This is a genomic window from Streptomyces piniterrae (assembly GCF_005048155.1).
Classification (GTDB): Bacteria; Actinomycetota; Actinomycetes; order Streptomycetales; family Streptomycetaceae; genus Streptomyces; species Streptomyces piniterrae.
Map to the genome: position 1 here is coordinate 799,873 of NZ_SUMB01000002.1, position 19,281 is coordinate 819,153.

At 68.1% G+C, this 19,281-nt stretch carries 22 protein-coding genes; 4 read left to right on the top strand and 18 right to left on the bottom strand.

Annotation, left to right across the window (positions count from 1 at the left end):
- Positions 1–53: 53 nt before the first annotated feature.
- The gene (locus tag FCH28_RS07860; protein WP_136738951.1) at positions 54–965 is read right to left on the bottom strand and encodes an alpha/beta fold hydrolase; all 912 of its coding nucleotides are present in this window, start codon (positions 963–965) and stop codon (positions 54–56) included.
- 188 nt (positions 966–1,153) lie between these two features.
- On the opposite strand from FCH28_RS07860, the gene FCH28_RS07865 reads away from it, so the two are divergent.
- Positions 1,154–1,771, top strand: a complete 618-nt coding sequence (locus FCH28_RS07865) for a TetR/AcrR family transcriptional regulator (RefSeq protein WP_136738952.1) — start codon at positions 1,154–1,156, stop codon at positions 1,769–1,771.
- 80 nt (positions 1,772–1,851) lie between these two features.
- Here the strand turns inward: FCH28_RS07865 and FCH28_RS07870 are convergent, their stop codons facing one another.
- A complete protein-coding gene (locus FCH28_RS07870) occupies positions 1,852–2,304 on the bottom strand; it encodes a hypothetical protein (RefSeq protein ID WP_136738953.1) in 453 nt (150 codons plus the stop codon).
- A 699-nt stretch (positions 2,305–3,003) separates the two neighbouring features.
- On the opposite strand from FCH28_RS07870, the gene FCH28_RS39050 reads away from it, so the two are divergent.
- Complete coding sequence (locus FCH28_RS39050) at positions 3,004–3,135, top strand: PDDEXK family nuclease (RefSeq protein WP_246102566.1); 132 nt, start codon at positions 3,004–3,006, stop codon at positions 3,133–3,135.
- A 53-nt stretch (positions 3,136–3,188) separates the two neighbouring features.
- On the opposite strand, the gene FCH28_RS07880 is transcribed toward FCH28_RS39050, so the two are convergent.
- Positions 3,189–3,695 (bottom strand): SRPBCC family protein, encoded by a 507-nt coding sequence (locus FCH28_RS07880; protein WP_136738954.1) that lies wholly within the window; start codon positions 3,693–3,695, stop codon positions 3,189–3,191.
- On the bottom strand, positions 3,676–4,578 hold the full coding sequence (locus FCH28_RS07885) for an RNA polymerase sigma-70 factor (protein ID WP_136738955.1): 903 nt from the start codon (positions 4,576–4,578) through the stop codon (positions 3,676–3,678). The genes FCH28_RS07880 and FCH28_RS07885 overlap by 20 nt, the downstream gene beginning before the upstream one ends.
- A gap of 377 nt (positions 4,579–4,955) precedes the next feature.
- Between FCH28_RS07885 and FCH28_RS38485 the strand changes: the two genes are divergently transcribed.
- Both FCH28_RS38485 and FCH28_RS07895 read left to right on the top strand, forming a co-directional pair.
- Positions 4,956–5,930, top strand: a complete 975-nt coding sequence (locus FCH28_RS38485; RefSeq protein ID WP_187363776.1) for a hypothetical protein — start codon at positions 4,956–4,958, stop codon at positions 5,928–5,930.
- Between the two features lie 71 nt (positions 5,931–6,001).
- Positions 6,002–6,658: a maleylpyruvate isomerase N-terminal domain-containing protein gene (locus tag FCH28_RS07895; protein ID WP_136738956.1), complete on the top strand. Its 657-nt coding sequence runs from the start codon at positions 6,002–6,004 to the stop codon at positions 6,656–6,658.
- A gap of 560 nt (positions 6,659–7,218) precedes the next feature.
- Here FCH28_RS07895 and FCH28_RS07900 read toward each other — a convergent pair.
- From FCH28_RS07900 to FCH28_RS07965, 14 genes are all read right to left on the bottom strand, one after another.
- Entirely contained in the window at positions 7,219–8,136 is a 918-nt protein-coding gene (locus FCH28_RS07900; RefSeq protein WP_136738957.1) for a TIGR03854 family LLM class F420-dependent oxidoreductase, read from the bottom strand.
- Positions 8,137–8,247: 111 nt separating this feature from the next.
- Entirely contained in the window at positions 8,248–9,060 is an 813-nt protein-coding gene (locus FCH28_RS07905; protein ID WP_136738958.1) for an acyl-CoA thioesterase, read from the bottom strand.
- Positions 9,050–10,081 carry a beta-ketoacyl synthase N-terminal-like domain-containing protein gene (locus tag FCH28_RS07910; protein ID WP_136738959.1) on the bottom strand — a complete coding sequence of 344 codons (1,032 nt, stop codon included), beginning with the start codon at positions 10,079–10,081 and terminating at the stop codon, positions 9,050–9,052. Before FCH28_RS07910 ends, FCH28_RS07905 begins: the two co-directional genes overlap by 11 nt.
- Entirely contained in the window at positions 10,078–11,304 is a 1,227-nt protein-coding gene (locus tag FCH28_RS07915; RefSeq protein ID WP_136738960.1) for a beta-ketoacyl-[acyl-carrier-protein] synthase family protein, read from the bottom strand. Before FCH28_RS07915 ends, FCH28_RS07910 begins: the two co-directional genes overlap by 4 nt.
- Positions 11,301–11,543, bottom strand: coding sequence for an acyl carrier protein (locus FCH28_RS07920; protein ID WP_136738961.1), 243 nt, complete (start codon positions 11,541–11,543; stop codon positions 11,301–11,303). Before FCH28_RS07920 ends, FCH28_RS07915 begins: the two co-directional genes overlap by 4 nt.
- Positions 11,544–11,595: 52 nt before the next feature.
- On the bottom strand, positions 11,596–12,375 hold the full coding sequence (fabI, locus tag FCH28_RS07925) for an enoyl-ACP reductase FabI (protein ID WP_136738962.1): 780 nt from the start codon (positions 12,373–12,375) through the stop codon (positions 11,596–11,598).
- Positions 12,376–12,388: 13 nt separating this feature from the next.
- Positions 12,389–13,093: a beta-ketoacyl-ACP reductase gene (locus FCH28_RS07930; protein ID WP_136738963.1), complete on the bottom strand. Its 705-nt coding sequence runs from the start codon at positions 13,091–13,093 to the stop codon at positions 12,389–12,391.
- Between the two features lie 86 nt (positions 13,094–13,179).
- Entirely contained in the window at positions 13,180–13,608 is a 429-nt protein-coding gene (locus tag FCH28_RS07935; RefSeq protein WP_136738964.1) for an acyl-CoA thioesterase, read from the bottom strand.
- Between the two features lie 22 nt (positions 13,609–13,630).
- On the bottom strand, positions 13,631–14,818 hold the full coding sequence (locus FCH28_RS07940; protein ID WP_136738965.1) for an acyl-CoA dehydrogenase family protein: 1,188 nt from the start codon (positions 14,816–14,818) through the stop codon (positions 13,631–13,633).
- On the bottom strand, positions 14,815–16,362 hold the full coding sequence (locus tag FCH28_RS07945) for an amino acid adenylation domain-containing protein (protein WP_169314083.1): 1,548 nt from the start codon (positions 16,360–16,362) through the stop codon (positions 14,815–14,817). The genes FCH28_RS07940 and FCH28_RS07945 overlap by 4 nt, the downstream gene beginning before the upstream one ends.
- A 26-nt stretch (positions 16,363–16,388) precedes the next feature.
- The gene (locus FCH28_RS07950) at positions 16,389–17,186 is read right to left on the bottom strand and encodes a ketosynthase (protein ID WP_136738967.1); all 798 of its coding nucleotides are present in this window, start codon (positions 17,184–17,186) and stop codon (positions 16,389–16,391) included.
- Complete coding sequence (locus tag FCH28_RS07955; protein WP_136738968.1) at positions 17,183–18,388, bottom strand: beta-ketoacyl-[acyl-carrier-protein] synthase family protein; 1,206 nt, start codon at positions 18,386–18,388, stop codon at positions 17,183–17,185. Before FCH28_RS07955 ends, FCH28_RS07950 begins: the two co-directional genes overlap by 4 nt.
- The gene (locus FCH28_RS07960) at positions 18,385–18,648 is read right to left on the bottom strand and encodes a hypothetical protein (RefSeq protein ID WP_136738969.1); all 264 of its coding nucleotides are present in this window, start codon (positions 18,646–18,648) and stop codon (positions 18,385–18,387) included. The genes FCH28_RS07955 and FCH28_RS07960 overlap by 4 nt, the downstream gene beginning before the upstream one ends.
- A complete protein-coding gene (locus tag FCH28_RS07965; protein ID WP_136738970.1) occupies positions 18,642–19,055 on the bottom strand; it encodes an acyl carrier protein in 414 nt (137 codons plus the stop codon). The genes FCH28_RS07960 and FCH28_RS07965 overlap by 7 nt, the downstream gene beginning before the upstream one ends.
- Between the last annotated feature and the right edge of the window lie 226 nt (positions 19,056–19,281).

The following is a 19,281-nucleotide window of genomic DNA, read 5'->3' on the forward strand; positions in this document are numbered from 1 at the left end:
GGAACTGCCCACCCTGCCGGGCGTGACCCGGAACGCCTGGGATGGATGAGGGATCAGTCGACGGAGTCGATGAAGGCCAGCATCCGCCCGTTGGTCAGCTCCGCGTGGTCGATCTGCGGTCCGTGACCGGTGTTCGAGATGACCTCGGCGCGGGCGCCCGGTATCAGGCGCGGGACGCGCTCCAGTTGGCGTTGCGGGTGCACGAGAAGGCTTCGCCTGCCGAGCAGGAGGTGGAGCGGGGTGCGGATGGTGCGCAGCTCGTCCTCGGTGAGGGGGAGGGGGGCCGGGCGACGAATGCGGTAGGCGCGTACCGCGAACCTGATCATCGTGCGCAGCTCGGACACGGTGATCACCTGCTGCTCCAGCCAGGCCGCCAGGCGCGGGCGCAGTGCCTTGGGCGCGGAGGTCGCGATGAGGCTGGCGAATATCCAGACGAAGAAGCGCAGGCCGACCTTTTCCAGGCCGCCGGGGTCGAGCAGAGTCACCGAGGCGAGGCGGCCGGGCCTGCGGTGTGCCTGGTTCAGTGTGAGCCAGCCGCCGTATGAGGACCCGATGAGGTGGACACGGTCGAGGTCGAGAGCGGCGAGCGCCTCGTCGAGCCATTGGGCGGCGCGTTCGGGCTGGTGGATGGGCTCGCGCTGGATGCTGCGGCCGGGGTCGCCGGGAGTGTCGAGCGCGTAGACGGGGCGGTCGGCGCTGAGTGCGGCGGTGTTCGGGTACCACATGGCGGAGCAACTGCCCGCGCCGTGCACCAACACGATCGGCGTGCGGGATTCGGCAGCGGGGTCCGTGGGTCCGTACCGGTAGACGTGCGTCGTCCCGAAGCTGGTCTCCACGTCGAGTTCCGCACGAATGGGTGCGCCCATCGCGTAGACCGCGTCGCAGGCCGTGAAGTAGCGGTCGCGCAGGGCGTCGTCGACGTAGCGGCCGACATCGGCGCGGGTTTCGGTCCTGGTCACGGGCACGGCAAGCCACCTCCGGAAGCGTTGGTTTTCGTGGTACGAACGTATCACGTTGATGATACGGCTGTACCATGACGGTCCCTGGTAGGGACGTGGCGTGGCCTAGCAGGGACGTGGCGGTGGCCCAGCAGGGACATGGCGGTGGCCTGGTAGGGCCCCAAGTCAGCAAGCGACGAGCGGAGATCCAGCCGATGCCCAAGCGTGTGGACCACGAGGAGAGGCGCACCGAAATCGCCGAGGCGCTCGTCCGGGTCGCCGGACGGCGCGGCCTGCATGCGGTGGGGATGCGCGATGTGGCGGCGGAGGCGGGGGTGTCACTGCGGCTGGTTCAGTACTACTTCCAGACCAAGGAGAAGTTGCTGCTCTACGGACTCCAGCACCTGGCCGCCGGATTCGGCGAGCGGGTCGCCGCACGGGTCCGGTCCGCCGGCGAGAATCCGGGGCCGCGCGCGATGATCGAGGCAATGCTCCTGGCCTCGCTGCCGACCGACGAGGAAAGTCGCACCTTCCACCTCGTCTACACCTCGTACGCCGTCCTCGCCGTCACCGACGACGCGCTTGCCGCGCAGCCCTTCATGAAGAATCCCGAAGCCGCGGAGGACGCCGTGACCGCCCTGCTCCAGCAGGCGCACGAAGCGGATCTCACCCGGCCCGGTATCGACTCACGTGTGGAGGCGATCAGCCTGCTCGCCATGTCGGCGGGACTCGGTACCAGCATCCTCGTCGGCCAGCGCAGCCCGGAGTCCGCCGCCGCTGTCCTGAACCACCACCTGGACCGGATCTTCCAGGACGGCGGACGCGACGACTGAGCAGGGAATGGACGGTCGGGCGAACTCGTCGCTGCCCTTCCGACGGGTTCCGGACGACGCGCCGGCGACACGATGGGTTCTCAACTGAGGGACTCATACGGCACTACGAGGTGGGTGGGATCCTCCTCGATCCGGATGTCTTTCGCTCCTCTGGCGAACCGGTGACAGAACTCCACGTCCTCTTCGAAGGCGACCGACGGCACGGCCTCTTCACCTGGCATGGGTATCGCAGGCCCCACGGTGTAGTGATGGCGCGTCACTTCGTCCACCTGTCGCACCGACGCCGTCGAGCCGAACGCAGGGAAGCCGTCGTCCTCGCTGGATGCTTCCTCCACGACCCACTTCGCATGCAGCTCTACAACCCCCGGCTCAGGACACCTCCAGCTCAGCCGGGTGACACACAGCGAGTCGAAGTTGAACCACACGCTCCACCCCTGACCGTCGGGGAGAAACCCCAGCTCGGAGGCTTCCATGACCCCGTAGGAGAACGGAACGCTGCTCCAGTGGCCTACCAGCACATCATCCAAGTCCATCCGCGGATTCTCGCTCACCGGGGGATTGCCCTTGTCGGACGCCCACCTCGGGTTCGGTGACCGGGCGCGTCTGCGGAATCCGGCCACGGGCGCGCTTTACTGCCAATCACCGGCAACTCGGTCACAGCAGTGCCGGGATCGGGCTACACAAGAGGACTGCACGCGACGGCTACGCACGAGGACTGCACGCGAGGACTGCACAAGAGGGCTGGAGTGGGCGTCCGCTGCCTTCGGGGCAGGGCGGTCGTGGTCTGACGGGAGGTCTGGGCTATTGCTGACGATCAATGTGACCCAGCTCGTGAACGGCTTTTCGCGAGCCGGCCAGTGAGTGCGGTAACGGACGCTGCAACAACCCAGCACTTCACCCGGGGGACGCATGACCGCACCGGCACGACGACGCTCATCCACTCGAACCCGCCGCTCATCGACTCGTACCCGCCGCCCCGTCACGAGGCCCAAGCGCCGCACCGTCCGGACAACTGCCAGGCGCCGTAAGCGTGAGACCGCCACCGGCCGCCTTGTCGCTGCCGCCATCGTTCTGGCCACCATCATCGCAGCGGCCCGCGAATACCCCGTCACCGTCAGCATCCTGGCCGCCTTCTGCCTGGCCGCGACCGTACTCGTTCTCCTCGTCCGCAGCGGCCGCATCCAGCTACCCGCGCTGCCTACCGCTGCGCGGGCGGACTTCACCAGGCCCTCATCGTCACCACCAGTTCGTTCACCCCGGACGCCCAGCGCGCCAACGCCGAACTCGACCACCCCCTGCGTCTTGTCGACGGCCGCGCCCTCGGCCGCTGGGTCTCCGGAGGCCGCCCACCCTGGCTTGCTTGAAGGCCTGAAGGCCTGACGGGAGGGTGCGCGTGGGGGTGCGCAGGGAGAGCCGGTCAACGGGGCTTGTTTCCGTTCGTTGGCGCGTCTGCGCTCGTCAACCCCCTTTCCCATCGGGGGTGTTGGGTCAAAGCGGCGTTCGCGGCATCGAGGATGTTGCCGAAAGTGCGGGTGATGATCGGCCGGGCGATGTGCCGGGTGAGGAGGGTGCCGAGCAACGGGACGGGGATCTCGGCGCGGGTGGTCCAGCGCACCTGGGTGCCGCCGTCGACCTCCGTGAACGTCATGCGCCCGAGTTCATGCCTGGAGGGCGGCAGACTGCGTTCGACGACGTAATCGGTGGCGTACGGCGGGTCGTAGTGGGTGATGCGCTCCCGGAACCAGCCGATCAGCCAGAGGTGGTTGCGCACCGCACCGACGCCGTAGGGCGCGGTCTCACCGTGTCGAGTCAGGCGGCAGCGCAGCACCAGGGGCGAGCTCGTGTAGTTGGTGGTCGTGGTGAGCCAGGCGAACACCTCGTCGATCGGGGCGTCGATGACGCGTTCAACGGTCATGGTTTCCATGTGTGGGTCCTCCTCTGTCGAGCGCCCGCACCGTATCGGCGCGGTGCAGCTTGTCCGGATTGCGCATGCCGTAGAGACCGGTGATCCGTCCGTCGTGGATCTCGAACGCGACCAGCCAGTCGAGTTCGCCGCCGGTGAGGAACCGTGCTGCGGGCATGCCGTTGTAGGTGGCGGGCTCGACGCGGGTCGTCGCGGCGCTGGTGCGGATCACACCGAGAACGAACCGGGCGACCTCGTCGCGGCCGATGATCGGGCGACGTGCGGCGACCACTTTCCCGCCGCCGTCGGAGATCTGCACGACATCGGGCGCCAGCAGGTCCATCAACGCCTGGACTTCGCCGGTCGACGCCGCGAGCAGGAACCGCCGGACGATCCCTCGGGTGGCATCGGAGTCGGGTTCGAAGCGGCGACGCCGCGCGTGGACGTGCTGACGTGCGCGGTGGGCGATCTGCCGGACGCTGACCTCGGTCCTACCGATCGAGGCGGCGATCTCGCCGTGGGTGTAGCCGAACACGTCATGCAGCACGAGCACCGCGCGCTCGGTCGGATTCAGCGTCTCCAGGACGAGCATCATGGCCATCGACACCGATTCGGCCAGGATCGCGTCCTCGCTCACCTCGGGTGCGGTGCGGATGGGCTCGGGCAGCCAGGTCCCCACGTACTCCTCACGCCGTGCCTTGACCGCGCGCAGGTGATTGAGGGACTGCCGGGTCACGATGCGGACCAGGTAGGCGCGTGGATGCTCGACCGTGGCCGGATCGACCGCTGCCCACCGCAAGTAGCTCTCCTGCAGCACGTCCTCGGCGTCGGCGGCACTGCCCAACAGCTCGTAGGCGATGGTGAACAGCAGCGGACGGTGCTCGGTGAATGCGTCGTCAGCCATGACCTGCCCTCACCTTGCATACGTGTTGGCTGGCCACGAGAACACGTGGGCGCCCTGTGAGTACGCTGTGGCGTCCCGGCATCAGACCCGGCTCCTCTCTCCCGATGTCCATCGAGTCTCTTCGGATGTCCATCGAGACACCCCACACCCGAAAACCGTGACAGCCCAGCACTGTGATGTGCTTCACAGGATGGGTTCGATGCGGGTGCAGCCTCCAGCTGCCGGTTCGCGTCCGGGCTCGGGCTCGTCCACTACGCTGCGCCCCACGGCGCGCGATGCCCCCGTCCCAACTTGCCGCCGCGCGCTGGTGGTTGACCGGGCGAGCCACCTGGGCGGCGGGCCCGGCGATGTCAGTCCCCTTCGCTACGGTGACCCCCATGACCGACCGTACAGACGACACCCCCGCCCCCCAGCGTCACCCGGAGCTGTTGGAGTGGCTGTCCAAGAGATCCTCCGCCTTCGAGCACTGGGCTCGGGCCACCGGAACCCCCGAACTCTGGGACTTCAGCCCGACCTCCCTGGACGCGCTCGAAGACCTCCTGCGACGGACGTACACCAGCGACGAGGAGGTCTCCGAAGAGCGGTGCGGCGAGTTCGTTCAGGGCGCGGTCTGGTACGTCGGGGAAGTGGCGTGTCGATCCAGCGGGGTGGTGTGGAGGTACGAGCCGTTCGCATGCGACGGCGAACCCCTTCCGTCCCTGTTCGCCGAAACGTACGCGGCGGGGAGCGTCGACACGCCCTGTGTGAGCCCGACAGGCGACTGCACCGAAGACAGGCTGTACGTGATGGCGGCGATATACAGGTTGTTCTTGACTCATGACGAGGTCGACAACCCGATCGATGAGCGCCTGTGTGATGTGCCGTATGACTGTGACAGGTATCAGCGCCTTGCCGAGTGGCTTCAGGCGCGGGCAGCGGGGTTCGAGGAGTGGGCCCGCGAGACCGGGCGGGCGGAGACGGAGAGCTGGGACTTCAGTCCTGAATCACTGGATACGCTCGAAGAACTCGTGCGCGGTCGGTACGGCAGCGAGGAGGAGCTCAACGAGGAGCGGGAAGGACTGTTCGTACAGGGTGCCGTCTGGTACATCGGGGAAGTGATCCGCAGGTCGACGGATGAGACGTCGTGGGGATACGCCCCTTTCTATATCGAGGGCACGGGCGACTTCTCCAACCACATGTTCGTGCCGGGCGCGGACGACGAGCTCGACACTCCATACCTCAGCCAACCGCACTTCCAGGAAGAGGACTTCGTGTATCCGATGAACCACCTGACCCTTCTGTTCTGGAAGGAAAGCGTGAAGTACTACGGCCAGGAAGCGCATCTGCGCGACGCGTTCGACGACTTCGAGTAGCCATCCGGCCACACGGGCCGACCGCTCGAAATGCGCTTGTCCGCCGTGGGGCACCGCACTACCTTGCCGATGTGGATCTCTTCTCACGCTCCTGGGCAGCGTTGCGTACGGCGGTCGCCGAACTCACGGACGAGGACTTCGCGCGGCCGTCCGGCTGTACCGGCTGGCTCGTGCGGGACCTGGTGTGCCATCTGGTCATCGACGCTCAGGACGTCCTGATCACCCTCGCGACCCCGGCCGAAACGGAACCGACCCGCGACGCGGTGACCTACTGGGAAGTCGCGGATACGCCTCCCACCGGCGACGACCCGCTCGATGCGCTGATCGTCCGGCTGGCCGCCGCGTACGAGGAGCCTTGGCTGCTCAAGTTCCACTTGGACGACGTCGGCTCGGCGGCCGGCCGCGCCGCGGAACTCGCCTACCCGGGTCTCCGGGTAGGCACCCGCGACATCGTCCTCACCGCGGGCGACTACCTCTCCGCGTACGTGCTGGAGTGGACGCTGCACCACCTCGACCTGATCGCGCATCTGCCGGACGCGGCGGAGCCGCCCGCGGAGGGGCTCGCCCGGACCCGCGAGATGCTGGAGAAGATCGCCCGGACCGCGTTCCCCGCATCGTTCTCCGACAAGGACGCGCTGCTGATCGGTACCGGACGGCGGGCCCCGACCGAAGCGGAGAAGGCCGAACTGGGCGACCTGGCCGCGAAACTCCCGCTCGTCATCGGTTGATCGTCCGAGTCACTGAGTCACTGACTCACGGCCACGTCACCAAGCTCGCCGAACTTGAAGAAGCCGTCCCGGACACCGACATGGCACACCCGAGCCTCCTCGTCAGCCCGGTACTGCGCATCGGCGAGCTGGCGATTCTGGGCGGTCCCGGCGGGCTCTTCGCCTTCGCCCCTGTCAACGGTTGTGAGGAACGCGCCGGCACCACGTACCGTGCACCGCCCCCCGGCACGGGCGGATCTGCGCTTCGCCGTCGGCGACGATGCCTTCCGGACGTTCAAGGACGAGCCTGCTGGTGGCCTCCACCCTTGAGACCTTGTTCGCCATGTTGGTGCGGTGGCTCGTCGGCCTGCGAATCAACGCCACCATCGACGGGATAGACGAACAGTAGGCGCTGCGTCAGCACGTCAGCGGAGAACTCTGGATGCTCGACGACGCCGGCTCCGAGTCCGAGGCCTGGGTCTATCTCTTCGAGAACGACTGGACCAGGCCACGACCGGGACCGGGACCGGGACCGATGTGCGTAGAGCGGTGCCCGTTGGACCGTCGACGCCCTTCGCCCGTTACCCGTTCTCAAGCGGCGTCAGCTCGGTTGTGAACGCTTCGAGGAAGGCGCGGCGGGAGGTCACCGGGCCGGCCGGGCGGACCACGAACTTCGACAGGCCGGCGTCGGTGAACCGGCGCAGGTGTTCACGGGCGTCGTCCCAGCCCCAGCAGAGCAGGGTGCGTGGGTCGGCCGCGTCGGGGCGGTCCTGGTGGAGGCGTGCCAGCAGGGTGTCCACGGCGTGTTCGTCGGCGTCGTCCTGGACGATCGTCAGGTAGGTGCCGTAGTGGTCCTCCTCGATCGTCCGGTCCGCGTGGTCGGCGGCGCTGATGATCCGGGCGCGGCAGACTTCGGCCTCGGCTGGGGTGATGTTGCTGCCGAGCCAGCCGTCGCCGAGCCGCCCGATCCGGTCCAGCGCGGCGGGGACCCGGCCGCTCAGCCACAGGTCCAGGGGCTTGGCGGGCAGTGGGGCGACCGAGGCCTCGTCCAGGTGGAAGAAGCGGCCGTGATGGGTGACGAGCGGCTGCGTCAGCAGTGCCCGCACCACGTACAGGGCCTCCTCGAACACGGCGGCGCGTTGCCCGTCCGGCACGGGGAACACCGTCCGGTCGGCGGGGCGGGCGGGGCGGACGCCGAAGACCGGCAGGACGCGGCGCGGGGCGAGCGCGGCCAGGCTCGCGAGCTGCGCCGCGAGCACCGCCGGGTTGCGTCCGGGCAGGATCAGCACGCTCATGCCCAGCTTCAGCCGCTCGGTGCGACCCGCCGCGTACGCCACGCCGACCAGCGGATCGACCACACCCGGCGCCGAGACCAGGTCCGATAACCAGACCGAGTCGACCCCGTGCGCCTCCAGATCCGTCACCAGACCTGCCAGGTCGGGATCGTCGCGCTGCGCGCCGCGCTCCGGCACGTTCCCCACACCGATGCGAATCTTCATGGCAGCATCAGATGGCCTTCCCCGCCGACCGTCAAGGGCGGCACGTCGCGGAAACCGGGCGCCGTACGAACCGGACCGGTGTTTCGGCGGGCGCCCGGGTTACCGGCGAGGTCATGACTGACCCTCGGTGCCGGCACGCCGGAGCAGCCTTCCGAGCGTGGTGGCGGTGGAGAGGACGGTGCCGTTGGTGGTGTGGTTGGTCCCTTCGGCCAGCGCGATGCCGTCGGTGATGGTCGCCGACGTGGTGAGGCGACGCCACGCGTGGATGGGGACGTGCCGCGTCCAGCGGACCCCCAGATCCAGGGTGATCGGCTGGACGGTGCCGATTCCTTCACTGCGGAACACGCACTCCAGCAAGAAGCTGTCGAAGACCAGCAGGTCCACGGCGGCCCCGTGCGTCGCCTCACCGATGAGGTCGGGGCGGCCCCGCACCCAGACCTCGCATCGGGGGACGCCGTCGCCCAGCCCGGCCGGGGTGAGCGGGTAGTCGATCGCCCGGACCTCGAGATTCTTGAAGAAGGCGACCTCGTCTTCCAGCCAGGTCACCAGAGGGGCCGACTCCGGGGGTTCCGCGCCGGCGACGGGCTCGTCGGTCGTCGGCACCAGTCGGCCGTCGAGCATCCAGGCGTCAGCCGTGAAGACCAGTTCGTCGCCTTGGATCAGGTCGATGCGGAGCAGGTGGGAGCTCTTGCCCTCCCGGATGGTCTCGACGCGGCCCTCGATGGGGCCGGGGGAGGCCGCTCGGGGATATGAGCCCTGGATGCCGCCGAGGACGAGATGCGGTGCGGCGGCCCTGGCCACCTCGCTCGCGAACGCCGCTACGCAGCCGCCGAAGACACGGCCCGCGAACATCCATTCCTCGCCGACCGTACCTCGGAAGCCCGAGCTCGCAGGTGTGACGGCGAAGGCGGTCTCAAGTGACAATGGTTTCTCCCTTGACTCGGAGGACAGCGGCGACCGCGATGCCCTGGGGTTCGACCGAGGTCAGCAATGCGAGTCGGTCGGCGGGACCTGAGGCGGCGGCGTGGCTCAGAACGGCCGCCAGCTGGAAGGGACCCGAAGCGGAATGGACGTGGCCCAGCGATTCCGTGATCGGCGGCAGCAACGTCGCATCCGGGCACACCATGGCCAGGGCCTTGGACTCCGCGTCATCCGTGGTTCCCGAGCCGATGGCGGCCCACACGCGGTCGGGGGATGTCGACGTACGGGTAAGAACCCTGTTCGCTGCTTTGAGCACCGCCGCACCCAGGTCGCCGTCCGTCACCACCAGTGAGGTGACGGCGAGTACTTCGGCCAAGCCGTGGGAGGCGCTCGGCTCCAGACCGCTCGCCCCCGGACTGCTCGGTTCCGGACCGCTCGGCTCCAGTCGGAGCATGGCGCAGCCCTCCGCCAGCGGGGCGGTGTCGTCACGAACCCAGGAACGGGCCTCGGTGAGCTCCTCGGCGGCACCGGCGAGGATGGTGTCCGCACGGCCCGTCAGCAGCAGGCGTCGGCAGTATCCGAGGGCCGACAACCCGGTCGTCCTGCCCCCGGCGAGGGTGGCGTTCGGTCCCCTGAGGCCGTGCCAGATCGCGGTCTGGCCGGCGATGCTGTTCATGGCCGCGTTCTGGATGGTCGACGGCTGGATGAGGAACGGCTTGTCGCGCAGCCGCGAGGCACGGTTGACGTCCAGGATGCTCTGCGCGCTGCCGTTCGTCGTGCCCAGCACCAGCCCCGTACGCGCGGGGTCGTCGTCCTCGGTGAGCAGACGGGCGGCGGTCGCCACGGCGAGCGCCGTGGCGCGGCTCATGGCCCGGGTGCCCTGACGTCCGAGGAACTCTCGCGGTTCGAAGTCCGGCACCGGCCGGGGCCCGTCGGGAAGCGGACGGCCCGACACGGCGCTCTGCGCGAAGTCCGTGTCGCTGGTGCCGTGCGGGGACATGGCCGACCAAGCAGTAATGATCATTGAGGTTCCTCGTAGCGGCCCAGCAGGACGATGGCGTTGTTGCCGCCGAAGGCGAAGCCGTTGTTCTGCACGATCCTCAGATCAGCCGGAACCGACTGGTTGGGGACGCAGTTGATGTCGCACTCCGGGTCCGGCGTCCGGTGGTTGACCGTCGGCGGGATGAAGCCCTCGGTGATCGCGATCGAGGAGGCGATCGCGCCGAGCGCGCTGGACGCGCCCATCGTGTGACCGAGCATCGACTTCAGGGAGACGACGGGTGGCGGCCGGTCGCCGTAGACGGATTTGATCGCGCGTACCTCCGTCTCGTCGTTGGACTTGGTGCCGGTCCCGTGTGCCGAGATCAGGTCCACCTCGTCCGGCCGTACACCGGCGTCGCGGAGTGCCATTTCCATACACGCCTGGATGCTCTTCTCCTCGGGTGCGAACGAGTGGTGAGCGTCGCAGTTCAACCCGTAGCCGAGCACCTCCGCGTAGATGGTCGCCCCGCGAGCCCGTGCCGAGGTCAGGCTTTCCAGAAGCAGGATCCCCGCGCCCTCGCTGCTGAGGATGCCCTGGCGGTCGGCGTCGAACGGGCGGCACCGGTCGGGAGACATGATGCCCAGCCGGTAGAACGAGGCGAACGACCGGCGGCAGATCGCGTCGACGCCGCCGACCAGGGCGTAGTCGGCGTCGCCGAGCCGGATGGCGTCGAGCCCGTCTCCGATCGCGTAGTTGCCCGCCGAGCAGGCGGTGGCGAACGTCATCGGGGCCACGTCCTCCAGCCCCAACTCCCATGCGATGGAGGCGGACAGCCGATGGGTCCCGGCGCGTTCGACGAGCGCCGGGTCCACCGCGTCCACTCCGCGCGCGACCGTCTCGGCGGCCAGTGCGTCGATGTCCTGCGATTCGCCGTCGGCGGTGCCGACGGCGATATGGCCCGGACGGTCCCGCAGCTGCTCGCCGGACAGTCCGGCCTCGGTCAGGGCCATGTGCGCGGCGGCGACGGCGAAGGCACTGGCCCGGCCGAGCGTCTCCACCGGGGTCCGGGTGATCCAGCCGGCGGGATCGAACCCCGTTACCTCGGATCCGTTGGCGTAGGCGAATCCCGTGGTGTCGAACGCGGTGATGGGCGCGACTTCGTTCCGACCGGCCCGCAGCCCCTCGGCGAATTCCGCCGCGCCGATGCCGATGCTCGACACCACGCCACGGCCGGTGACGACAACCCGCTCAGGCCTGGCGGTCATGCCTCGGCCAGGACTTCGAAGATGGTGGCCAGGTTCACCATGCGCTTGGCCTCGGCCTGGTCGATGGCTATGCCGAGACTGTCCTCGATGGTCGTCAGGATCTCGATGATCGCGAGTGAGTCGGCGCCGATCTCATCGACGAACAGCGTCGTTTCCGTGAGGTCTTCGGGCCCGACTTCCAGAACGTCGTAGACGATCTTCTGCACATTTTCCCGAACATCGTCGGTGATCTCTGCCATTGTCGATCTCCTTATCCGAAATAGAGCGTGACGTTCAAAGCGTGATGACCAATCAGGCGCCGATGACGTTGACCCCGCCGTCGACGTGGACGATTTCCCCGGTGGTCGCGGGGAACCAGTCCGACAGGAGCGCGACACACGCCTTGGCCGCCGGGACGGGATCGGAGGTCTTCCAGCCCAGCGGCGCACGTTCGGACCAGACATCGGCCACATCGTGGAATCCGGGAATGCCCTGGGCGGCCGGAGTGTCCAGCGGACCGGCCGCCACCAGATTGACCCGGACACCCTGAGGCCCGACATATTTCGCCAGGTAGCGGGCGCAGGATTCGAGTCCCGCCTTGGCGACGCCCATCCAGTCATAGAGCGGCCATGCCTGGGACGCGTCGAAGTCCAGGCCCACGATGGAGCCGCCGCCGTCCTTCATCAGGGGGAGGCAGGACACGGCCAGAGATTTCAGGGAGTAGGTCGAGGCGTGTATCGCCGAACCCACGTCCTCCCACGAGGCGTTGAGGAAATTTCCGCCGAGCGCCGTCTGCGGAGCGGCTCCGATCGCATGCACCACGCCGTCCAGGCCGGATACATGTTCGCGTATCCGGTCCGGCAGCTCCGCCAACTGCGTCGCGTTCGTCACGTCGAGTTCGATGACCGGCAACGAGGCGTCCGGCCCCGAGGGAAGACGCTTGGCGATGCGTTCCGTCAGCGTGCGGCGGGGATAGGCGGTGAGGAGTATCTGCGCCCCTTCCTCCTGCGCGATTTTCGCGACATGGAACGCTATGGAGTTCTGGGTGAGCACTCCGGTGACCAGAATTCTCTTGCCCTCAAGGATTCCCATGAACGGCTTCCTCTCAAAGTCCCATGGCCAGGCCGCCGTCGACCGGGATGACGGTTCCGGTGACGTAACCGGCGTCGGGGCCGGCCAGGAAACGCACGACCCCGGCGACTTCCTCGGGGGAGGCGGTGCGGCCCAGCGGAATGCGATCCCTCGCGGCCGCCTTGATCTGGTCGCTGAGTCCCGCGGTCATATCCGTGTCGACGAAACCGGGCGCGACCACATTCACGGTGATGTTCCGCGGACTCAGTTCACGGGCGAGCGAGCGAGCCAGTCCGACCAGCCCCGACTTCGACGCGGCGTAATTCGCCTGGCCGCTCTGACCGGTGAACGCGACCACCGAGGAGACGAAGATGATCCGCCCCGCGCGTGCGCGGATCATGTTCCTCGCCGCCCGCTTGGCGACTCGGTAGGCCCCCGTCAGATTGGTGTCGAGCACCGCCTCGAAGTCCTCTTCACGCATCATCGGCAGGAGCTTGTCCCGAGTGATGCCGGCGTTGGAAACCAGTACCTCGACGGGCCCCTGCTCCGCTTCGACCTTGGCGAACGCGTTGTCCACGTCCTGGGTCTTCGTCACATCACACTTCACACCGAACAGTCCGTCCGGTGCCTGGTCCGACCGACACGTCACGGCCACCGCGTCGCCGGCGGCGGCCAGTTCTCGGGCGATGGCGAGTCCTATGCCCCGGTTCCCGCCGGTCACCAATACCGATCTTGTCATCACTGCCCCTGAGTACGAGGTTCATTTCCCGTCGACTGATGCGCGGTCGCGAAATCCGAGCTCTTCTCGGATCGGCACGCGCCGAACTACACCGTCCGCAGCAGCGACACCTCGCCCAGCGCCTCGACCAACCGAGGGGGCAGCGGAGTACTGCCCGATCCATCGGAGGCCACCGCGACATAGACGATGCAGCCCGTCGCGGTGATCTCACCGTCGCAACGGAAGGCGAAATCCAGGGTGAAGCTCTTCTTCCCGATCCGCGCGGTGCTGACCAGCACCTCCGGCCGATCGGCGTACTTGATGGCCCCCTTCCAGTCGATCTCGACATGGGCGACGTGCACGTCGACGCCCAGCTCGGACCATGAGTCGTACGGCAGCTCACGCGCGAGGAAGAAGCCGTCCACCGCCTCGTCGACGTGTGCCAGGTACCACATGTTGAACATGACGCCCTGACGGTCGATCTCGTAGAAGCGAGGCGACATGGGGTGTGTGAACACCGCGTCGTCCTGTGTCATGAGGTGTCTCCCTTCGTTCGGTTCACCAGGAGAATGATTTTTCGTCGCGGAGGTCGACACCGAAGGCGGCTTTGCCGAGGTATTCCAGACACTCTTCCGGTTTGGCCGGCATCACCGCCCCGTACTGGAGCTCACGCAGCAGCCGCTCGATCGGCCTGGAGCGGCTGACGGCCGCCGAACCGCAGATCGAGACGACGATGCGGGCGAGTTCCGCGGCGAGGTCGCCCACGGTGTACTTGGCGGCGTGGATCAGGGTGTTGGCCCTGGCGCCACCGCGTCCGAGGTCGACGGCCTCACCCGCGCTCTCGACCAGTGCGCGGGCCGCGTGCAGGCGGGCGGCGATCAGCCCGACATTGCGCTGGACGACGGCCGATTCCGCCCGCTTGGGCGAGCCCGCCAGGTAGTCCACGACGGCCTGCTGCAAACCTTCGGCGATTCCCAGGTACGCACCGGTGTAACCGGCGACCATCCAGTGCGGTTCACGGATCACCTTGGGCAGCGACAGGCCCTCGATGCCGAGGAACAACCGGAAGCGGGGCACGGTGACGGAATCCAGCGTCATGTTGGCGGTGCTCGTCCCGTACATCGCCGTCAGGTTGTGGATCTCCCCGAACGAGACCCCGGGGTCGTCCTTGCTCACCAGGAAGTGCGAGATGCGTCCCGGATCATCGGAGTCCTCGGGCCGGGCGGGGACCGCGTAGTAGTCCGCGATGCCGGCCAGCGACACGAACGATTTCTCGCCCGTGATCACGAAACCTTCGCCGTCCTCGGTTCTCCGGTACCGGGTCCGGAGTCCGCTCAGCTTCGCTCCGCTGACGGGTTCGGACGCGGCGGACGCGAAGATCTTGCGACCGTTGACGACCTCGTCGAAGAGCCAGCTGCGGAACTCCTCGGCCATCGGCGGCAAGCGCGACTCCGCCGATTCGCAGAGCGGTCCGATGACGGCGTTGTGCATGTTCAACCCGAGGGCCGCCGCACCGTTGTGGAACCCGACGGCGGACAGCACCCGCCAGTAGTCGGCGAATCCGAGCCCGGCGCCGCCCGCCCGGCGCGGTACCAGCAGGGTCAGAAAACCCGCCTCGGCGAGGATGTGGTACGGCTCCCGGAGGTCGCCGGTCCGGGCGTCCACGCCGGCTGCCAGCGGCGCCAGCTTCTGTCCGACCTGGTGAGCGGCCTCAAGGATCTTGTCGAAGTCGTCGGGAAGCGTCATCGTGTCTCCTTCAGCGGCGAGGATTCCGACGTCGCCTCCGCCGCGAGCGTCAGGCGGTCGATCTTTCCGCGGGCGTTGAGCGGGAAGGCGGAGACCACAACCGCCCGGTCGGGAACCATGTACAGCGGGAGTTGCGTGCGCAGCAGCCCGAGGACCTCCCGTTCGGACACCGTGCCCTGCGCGTACGCCCAGAGCTCGCCCTCGTGCGCACCGGTCTTGGCGACGACGGCGGCCGCCCGGACCTCGGGCGAGTCGAGCAGCACGTTCTCGATCTCCCCGATGTCGATGCGGTAGCCGTGCCGCTTGATCTGGGAATCCTTCCGGCCGGACAGCACGATCTCGCCGCCGCTCGTGCGCCTGCCGAGGTCTCCGGTCGGATAGGCGCGGCGGACGACCCCGTCACGGAAGCGCAGCTGCCGAGTCGGATCGTGGAGTACGCCGTCCACCAGGTAGCCCAGGAACACCGTCTCGCCCGCGACGTGGATCTCGCCCCTCTCGGACGTGAGCTCCCCGGTCTCGTCGAAGACGTCCACGACATCGCCGGGAATCGCCGAACCGATCGTGGCCTGCTGCGCCGCCGTCCACGTCGCCGGAAGGCGCAGGAACGTACAGACGTTGGTCTCCGTCGGCCCGTAGAAGTTGTAGACCGGCCGGTCGGCGGCGAGCCGCAGCCATGCCTCCAGCGCACGCGGTGGGAAGGGCTCTCCCGCATACAGCAGCGTCCGCAGACCGGGCGGGAACGCGTCGCCTATGCCGCCCCGCTCCAGCATGTTGACGTAGAGGGAAGGCACCGCGTAGAGGACGGTGATCCGTTGTTCGGTGAGCCAGTCGACGACATCGGCGGGGAACGCCTTCAGCCGTTCCGGCATCAGTACCGTGCACGCGCCGGCGACAGCGGCGGCAAACAGGTCGAAGGTGCTCAGGTCGAAGGTCAGGGCGGCCTGCGACCCGATGCGGTCGCTGGGACGCAGCCCCGTTTCCGCGGCGGCCCAGACGGCGAAGTGCGCGACGTTGGAGTGCGACAGCAGCACGCCCTTCGGCACTCCCGTACTGCCCGAGGTGAACAGCACATAGCCGCCTTCGCGGGCGGGCTCGGGAAGCGGCTCCGCCGGCGCCTTCTCCTGCGTGTGCAGAAGACCGATGCCGCCTTCGAGGGGAAGGACCTCGGGAGGCTCCTCGCCCCCCACCGCCTTCCGGGCGACGTTCTCGGACGCGGCAACGGTGAGCAACCGGGTCAGGCCGCCCTGACGCACCATGTGGCTGATGCGGACTACGGGATTGCGCACATCGAGGGGCGCCACGACCGTCCCGGCCCGCAACCCCGCATGGATCGCGATGACGGCTTCGGCCGACTTGGCGATGAAGACCCCGATCCGGTCGCCGGGCTTCACCCCTTGTTCGGCCAGCCGTCCGGCAAGGCTACTGACGGCCTCGTCCAGTTCCCCGTACGTCCAGGAGCGGTCGCCGTCCACGAGAGCCGGCCGGTCCGGGTGCGTGCGGGCGGCGCGGGTGAGCAGATCGTCCAGCCGTTCTTCCGCGTTCATCGTCACAGGCCCCCCAACTGATCCGGTCATCGAGGCTCACCCAGATGCAGATGCAGCCGACGCTCACCCAGTGCGGAGCCCACGTCGACCGCGACCGTGCCCGAGGCGGCCGCCGCACGCCGCGTGCGGACCGTGAAGTAGAGCTGGGCGAGACCGGCCAGGCTCCCGAAGGCCGCCAGCCGCTCATCGGCGACGGGGGCCACGGAGACCTCCGCCGACTCGGGCGCGGAGTCGGCACGGCGTACGAAGAACGCGACGGCGGCATCGACTTGTGACGCGCCGGCGTGCGGCCCGCCGTCCGTCAGCTCCGCCTGGGCACTGAGCGCCCTGTCCTCGGCCGCCAGGTCGATGCCGAGCAGCAGCACCTGATCCATGCTGTCGTCCAGGATCGTGTCGACCAGGTCGAGGGCTTCGGAGCGCAGGTCGCCGCGGAGAGCGACACAGGTCGTCGGCCCGGTGATGCCGTAGTCGCGGGCGATCACGCCGAGGATCGTCGTCGGCACCGACTGGAAGAAGAGCAGGGGATTGGCCACCTGCCCGGACGCCAGCAGCCGGCTCCCGAGATCGGCGGTGGTCGCGTCGCCGCCCAGGGTCGCCAGCACGATGCCGGTGCGCGCGCCCTCGTCGCCGAAGGCCGCGCCTCCCGTGACATCGGCCAGACAGCGGTCGATGACGGCTTTGACCAGGGGGCTGAATGCCGATTCCACGAAGCCGGGCACGCGGCGCGCCTCGGTGGGCTCGACCGTGATGTCGCCGGCCGTGACACCGGACGGCACGACGAGAGCCTCGGAGACGAGGAGGCGTTCGGTACGCGTGTCGATCATGCTTGCTCCAACAGCAGCGCCGTGTTGGCCCCGCCGAAGGCGGAGTTGGTCGTCATCGCGCGTCGCAGGCTCTTGCGGCGCGGACCGTCGGTCACATAGTCCAGGTCGCACGCGGGGTCTGGTGTGGTGAAGTTGGCCGTGGGCGGGATGAGTCCCTGGTTGAGGGCCAGCAGAGTGATCACGGCCTCCACGGCCCCGGCGCCTTCGAGGGTGTGTCCCGTCGTGCTCTTGGTCGAGCTGACGGGAAGGTGCGCGGCCCGGTCCCCGAACACCCGGCGCAGTGCCGCGGTCTCGGAGGTGTCGTTGGAGGCGGTGCCCGTACCGTGCACATTGACGTAGTCCACCGCGTCGGAACCGAGCCCCGCGACCCGGAGCGCGGACTCCATCGCCTGTGCGGTTCCGCGGCCTTCGGGATGCGGCCGGCTGGCGTGGTAGGCGTCGGAGGTGATGCCCCAACCCGCGACACGGGCAAGGACGTTCGCGCCCCGCGCCGTTGCGCTGGCCTCGGATTCCAGCATCAGACACGCCACTCCGTCGCCGAGCAGCAGGCCGGTCCGGTCCTTGGAGAACGGGCGGACGAAGCCGTCCTTGGCCAACGCGCGTGCCGAGTCGAACTTGGCGAACAGCTCCCTCTCGACCAGATACGCCCCGCCGCACAGCAGCGCGTCGGCGCGTCCCCGGCTGATCAGGCGGCTGGCGTGAATGATGCTGTCGGCGGAGGCCACGCAAGCGTTGATGAAGGTCATCCGCAGCGGCCCCAGGCCGAGCGCATCCCCCAGGCCGTGGGCGAGTTGGCCGGGCACGCTGTCCTTCAAGAACGCCGTGTCAGGTGTGTCCGCTCCGCCGGTCACCGAGCGCCAGTACCGGGTGATCGGCGTGTAGTCACCCTGGCTGCCGACGAGCGCGCCGGCGATCTTCGACGGAGCGATGCCCGCCATGTCGATCGCGGCGCGTGAGCAGGCCAACAGGGCGTCATGCTGGCGCGGTGGTGCGTCCTCCGGGAAGCTCACGTCGGGGATCTCCGGGCCGTCGCCCTCGTAGACCCCCGCGGACGAGCAGCGGAACGGCGAGGTGTCGAACCGTGTCACATCGCGGAAGGACGGACGGCCCGAGAACACCCCGTCGAGCAGCGCCTTCTCACCGAAACCGAAAGCGGTGAAGATGCCGAAGCCCGTGACGACAACGCGATGGGATTCAGTCATCGGCTTTCTCCTGACTTCGCAGTGTTCCCTGCGGCCAGTGCGTTGACGTAGTCCGTGATCCGGTTGATGCTGGAGAAATCCTCGACCCTGACTTCCCGAAGGTCGAGTTCGACGCCGAAGTCGGTTTTCAGGTTGTGGTCGAGCCAGGCAAGCGAGAAGGAGTCGACCAGGATTTCCGCGTCGTCCTCGACGTCCTCCACACCGGCCAGAGTCCTGCCTTCGATGAGGATCGTTCTGATGTCGTTTGCTGTGATCACCAAGAACCACTGTTCTCCGTGCTCGCGCCGGTGGCTACCGCCGTGCGCTGCTTGACGACCTCGTCGATGAATTCCCCGAGCGTGCCGCGGAGCAGGGCCTCCAGCGTTTCGTCGGCGAATTCGATGTTGTACTCCCGCTCAAGATGAACGGTCACCTCCAGGATGCCGATCGACTCAATGCCGATCCCCTCCGGCCCGATCGAGGTGTTCAGGTCAACGTCGTCGCCCAGTTCGATCCCGAGGGTTTCGTCCAAGATGGTTGTCACCAGTGCGAGAATTTCTTGCCTTTCCGCTGCTTGCCCTTCTGCTTCCTGGCTTTCAATAGGCATTGCTGCCTCTCCTCTTGGCTCGATGGGGTCTGTTTGGGGCCCGATGGTCTGTCGCGTGATTTTGGGCAGCTCGTCAGTCATCTTCCGGGAATGCGCTTGAGCATCCCTGGAAGGACCTGCGGTGAAGCGGGGGCCTGCGGTGCGGCAGGGCGGGGGCGCTCGGCGCGTGCCGGGCCGCGGGGCGCAACGAGTGGGCGCCGGCGTGGGCGGCGTAGGCGTTCGCGCGCTGGAACGTGCCGTCAGAGGGCGCGCCTTCAGCGAACGTGCTGCCGGCGGACATCGGATTCAGCGACTTGAGTGCCATCAG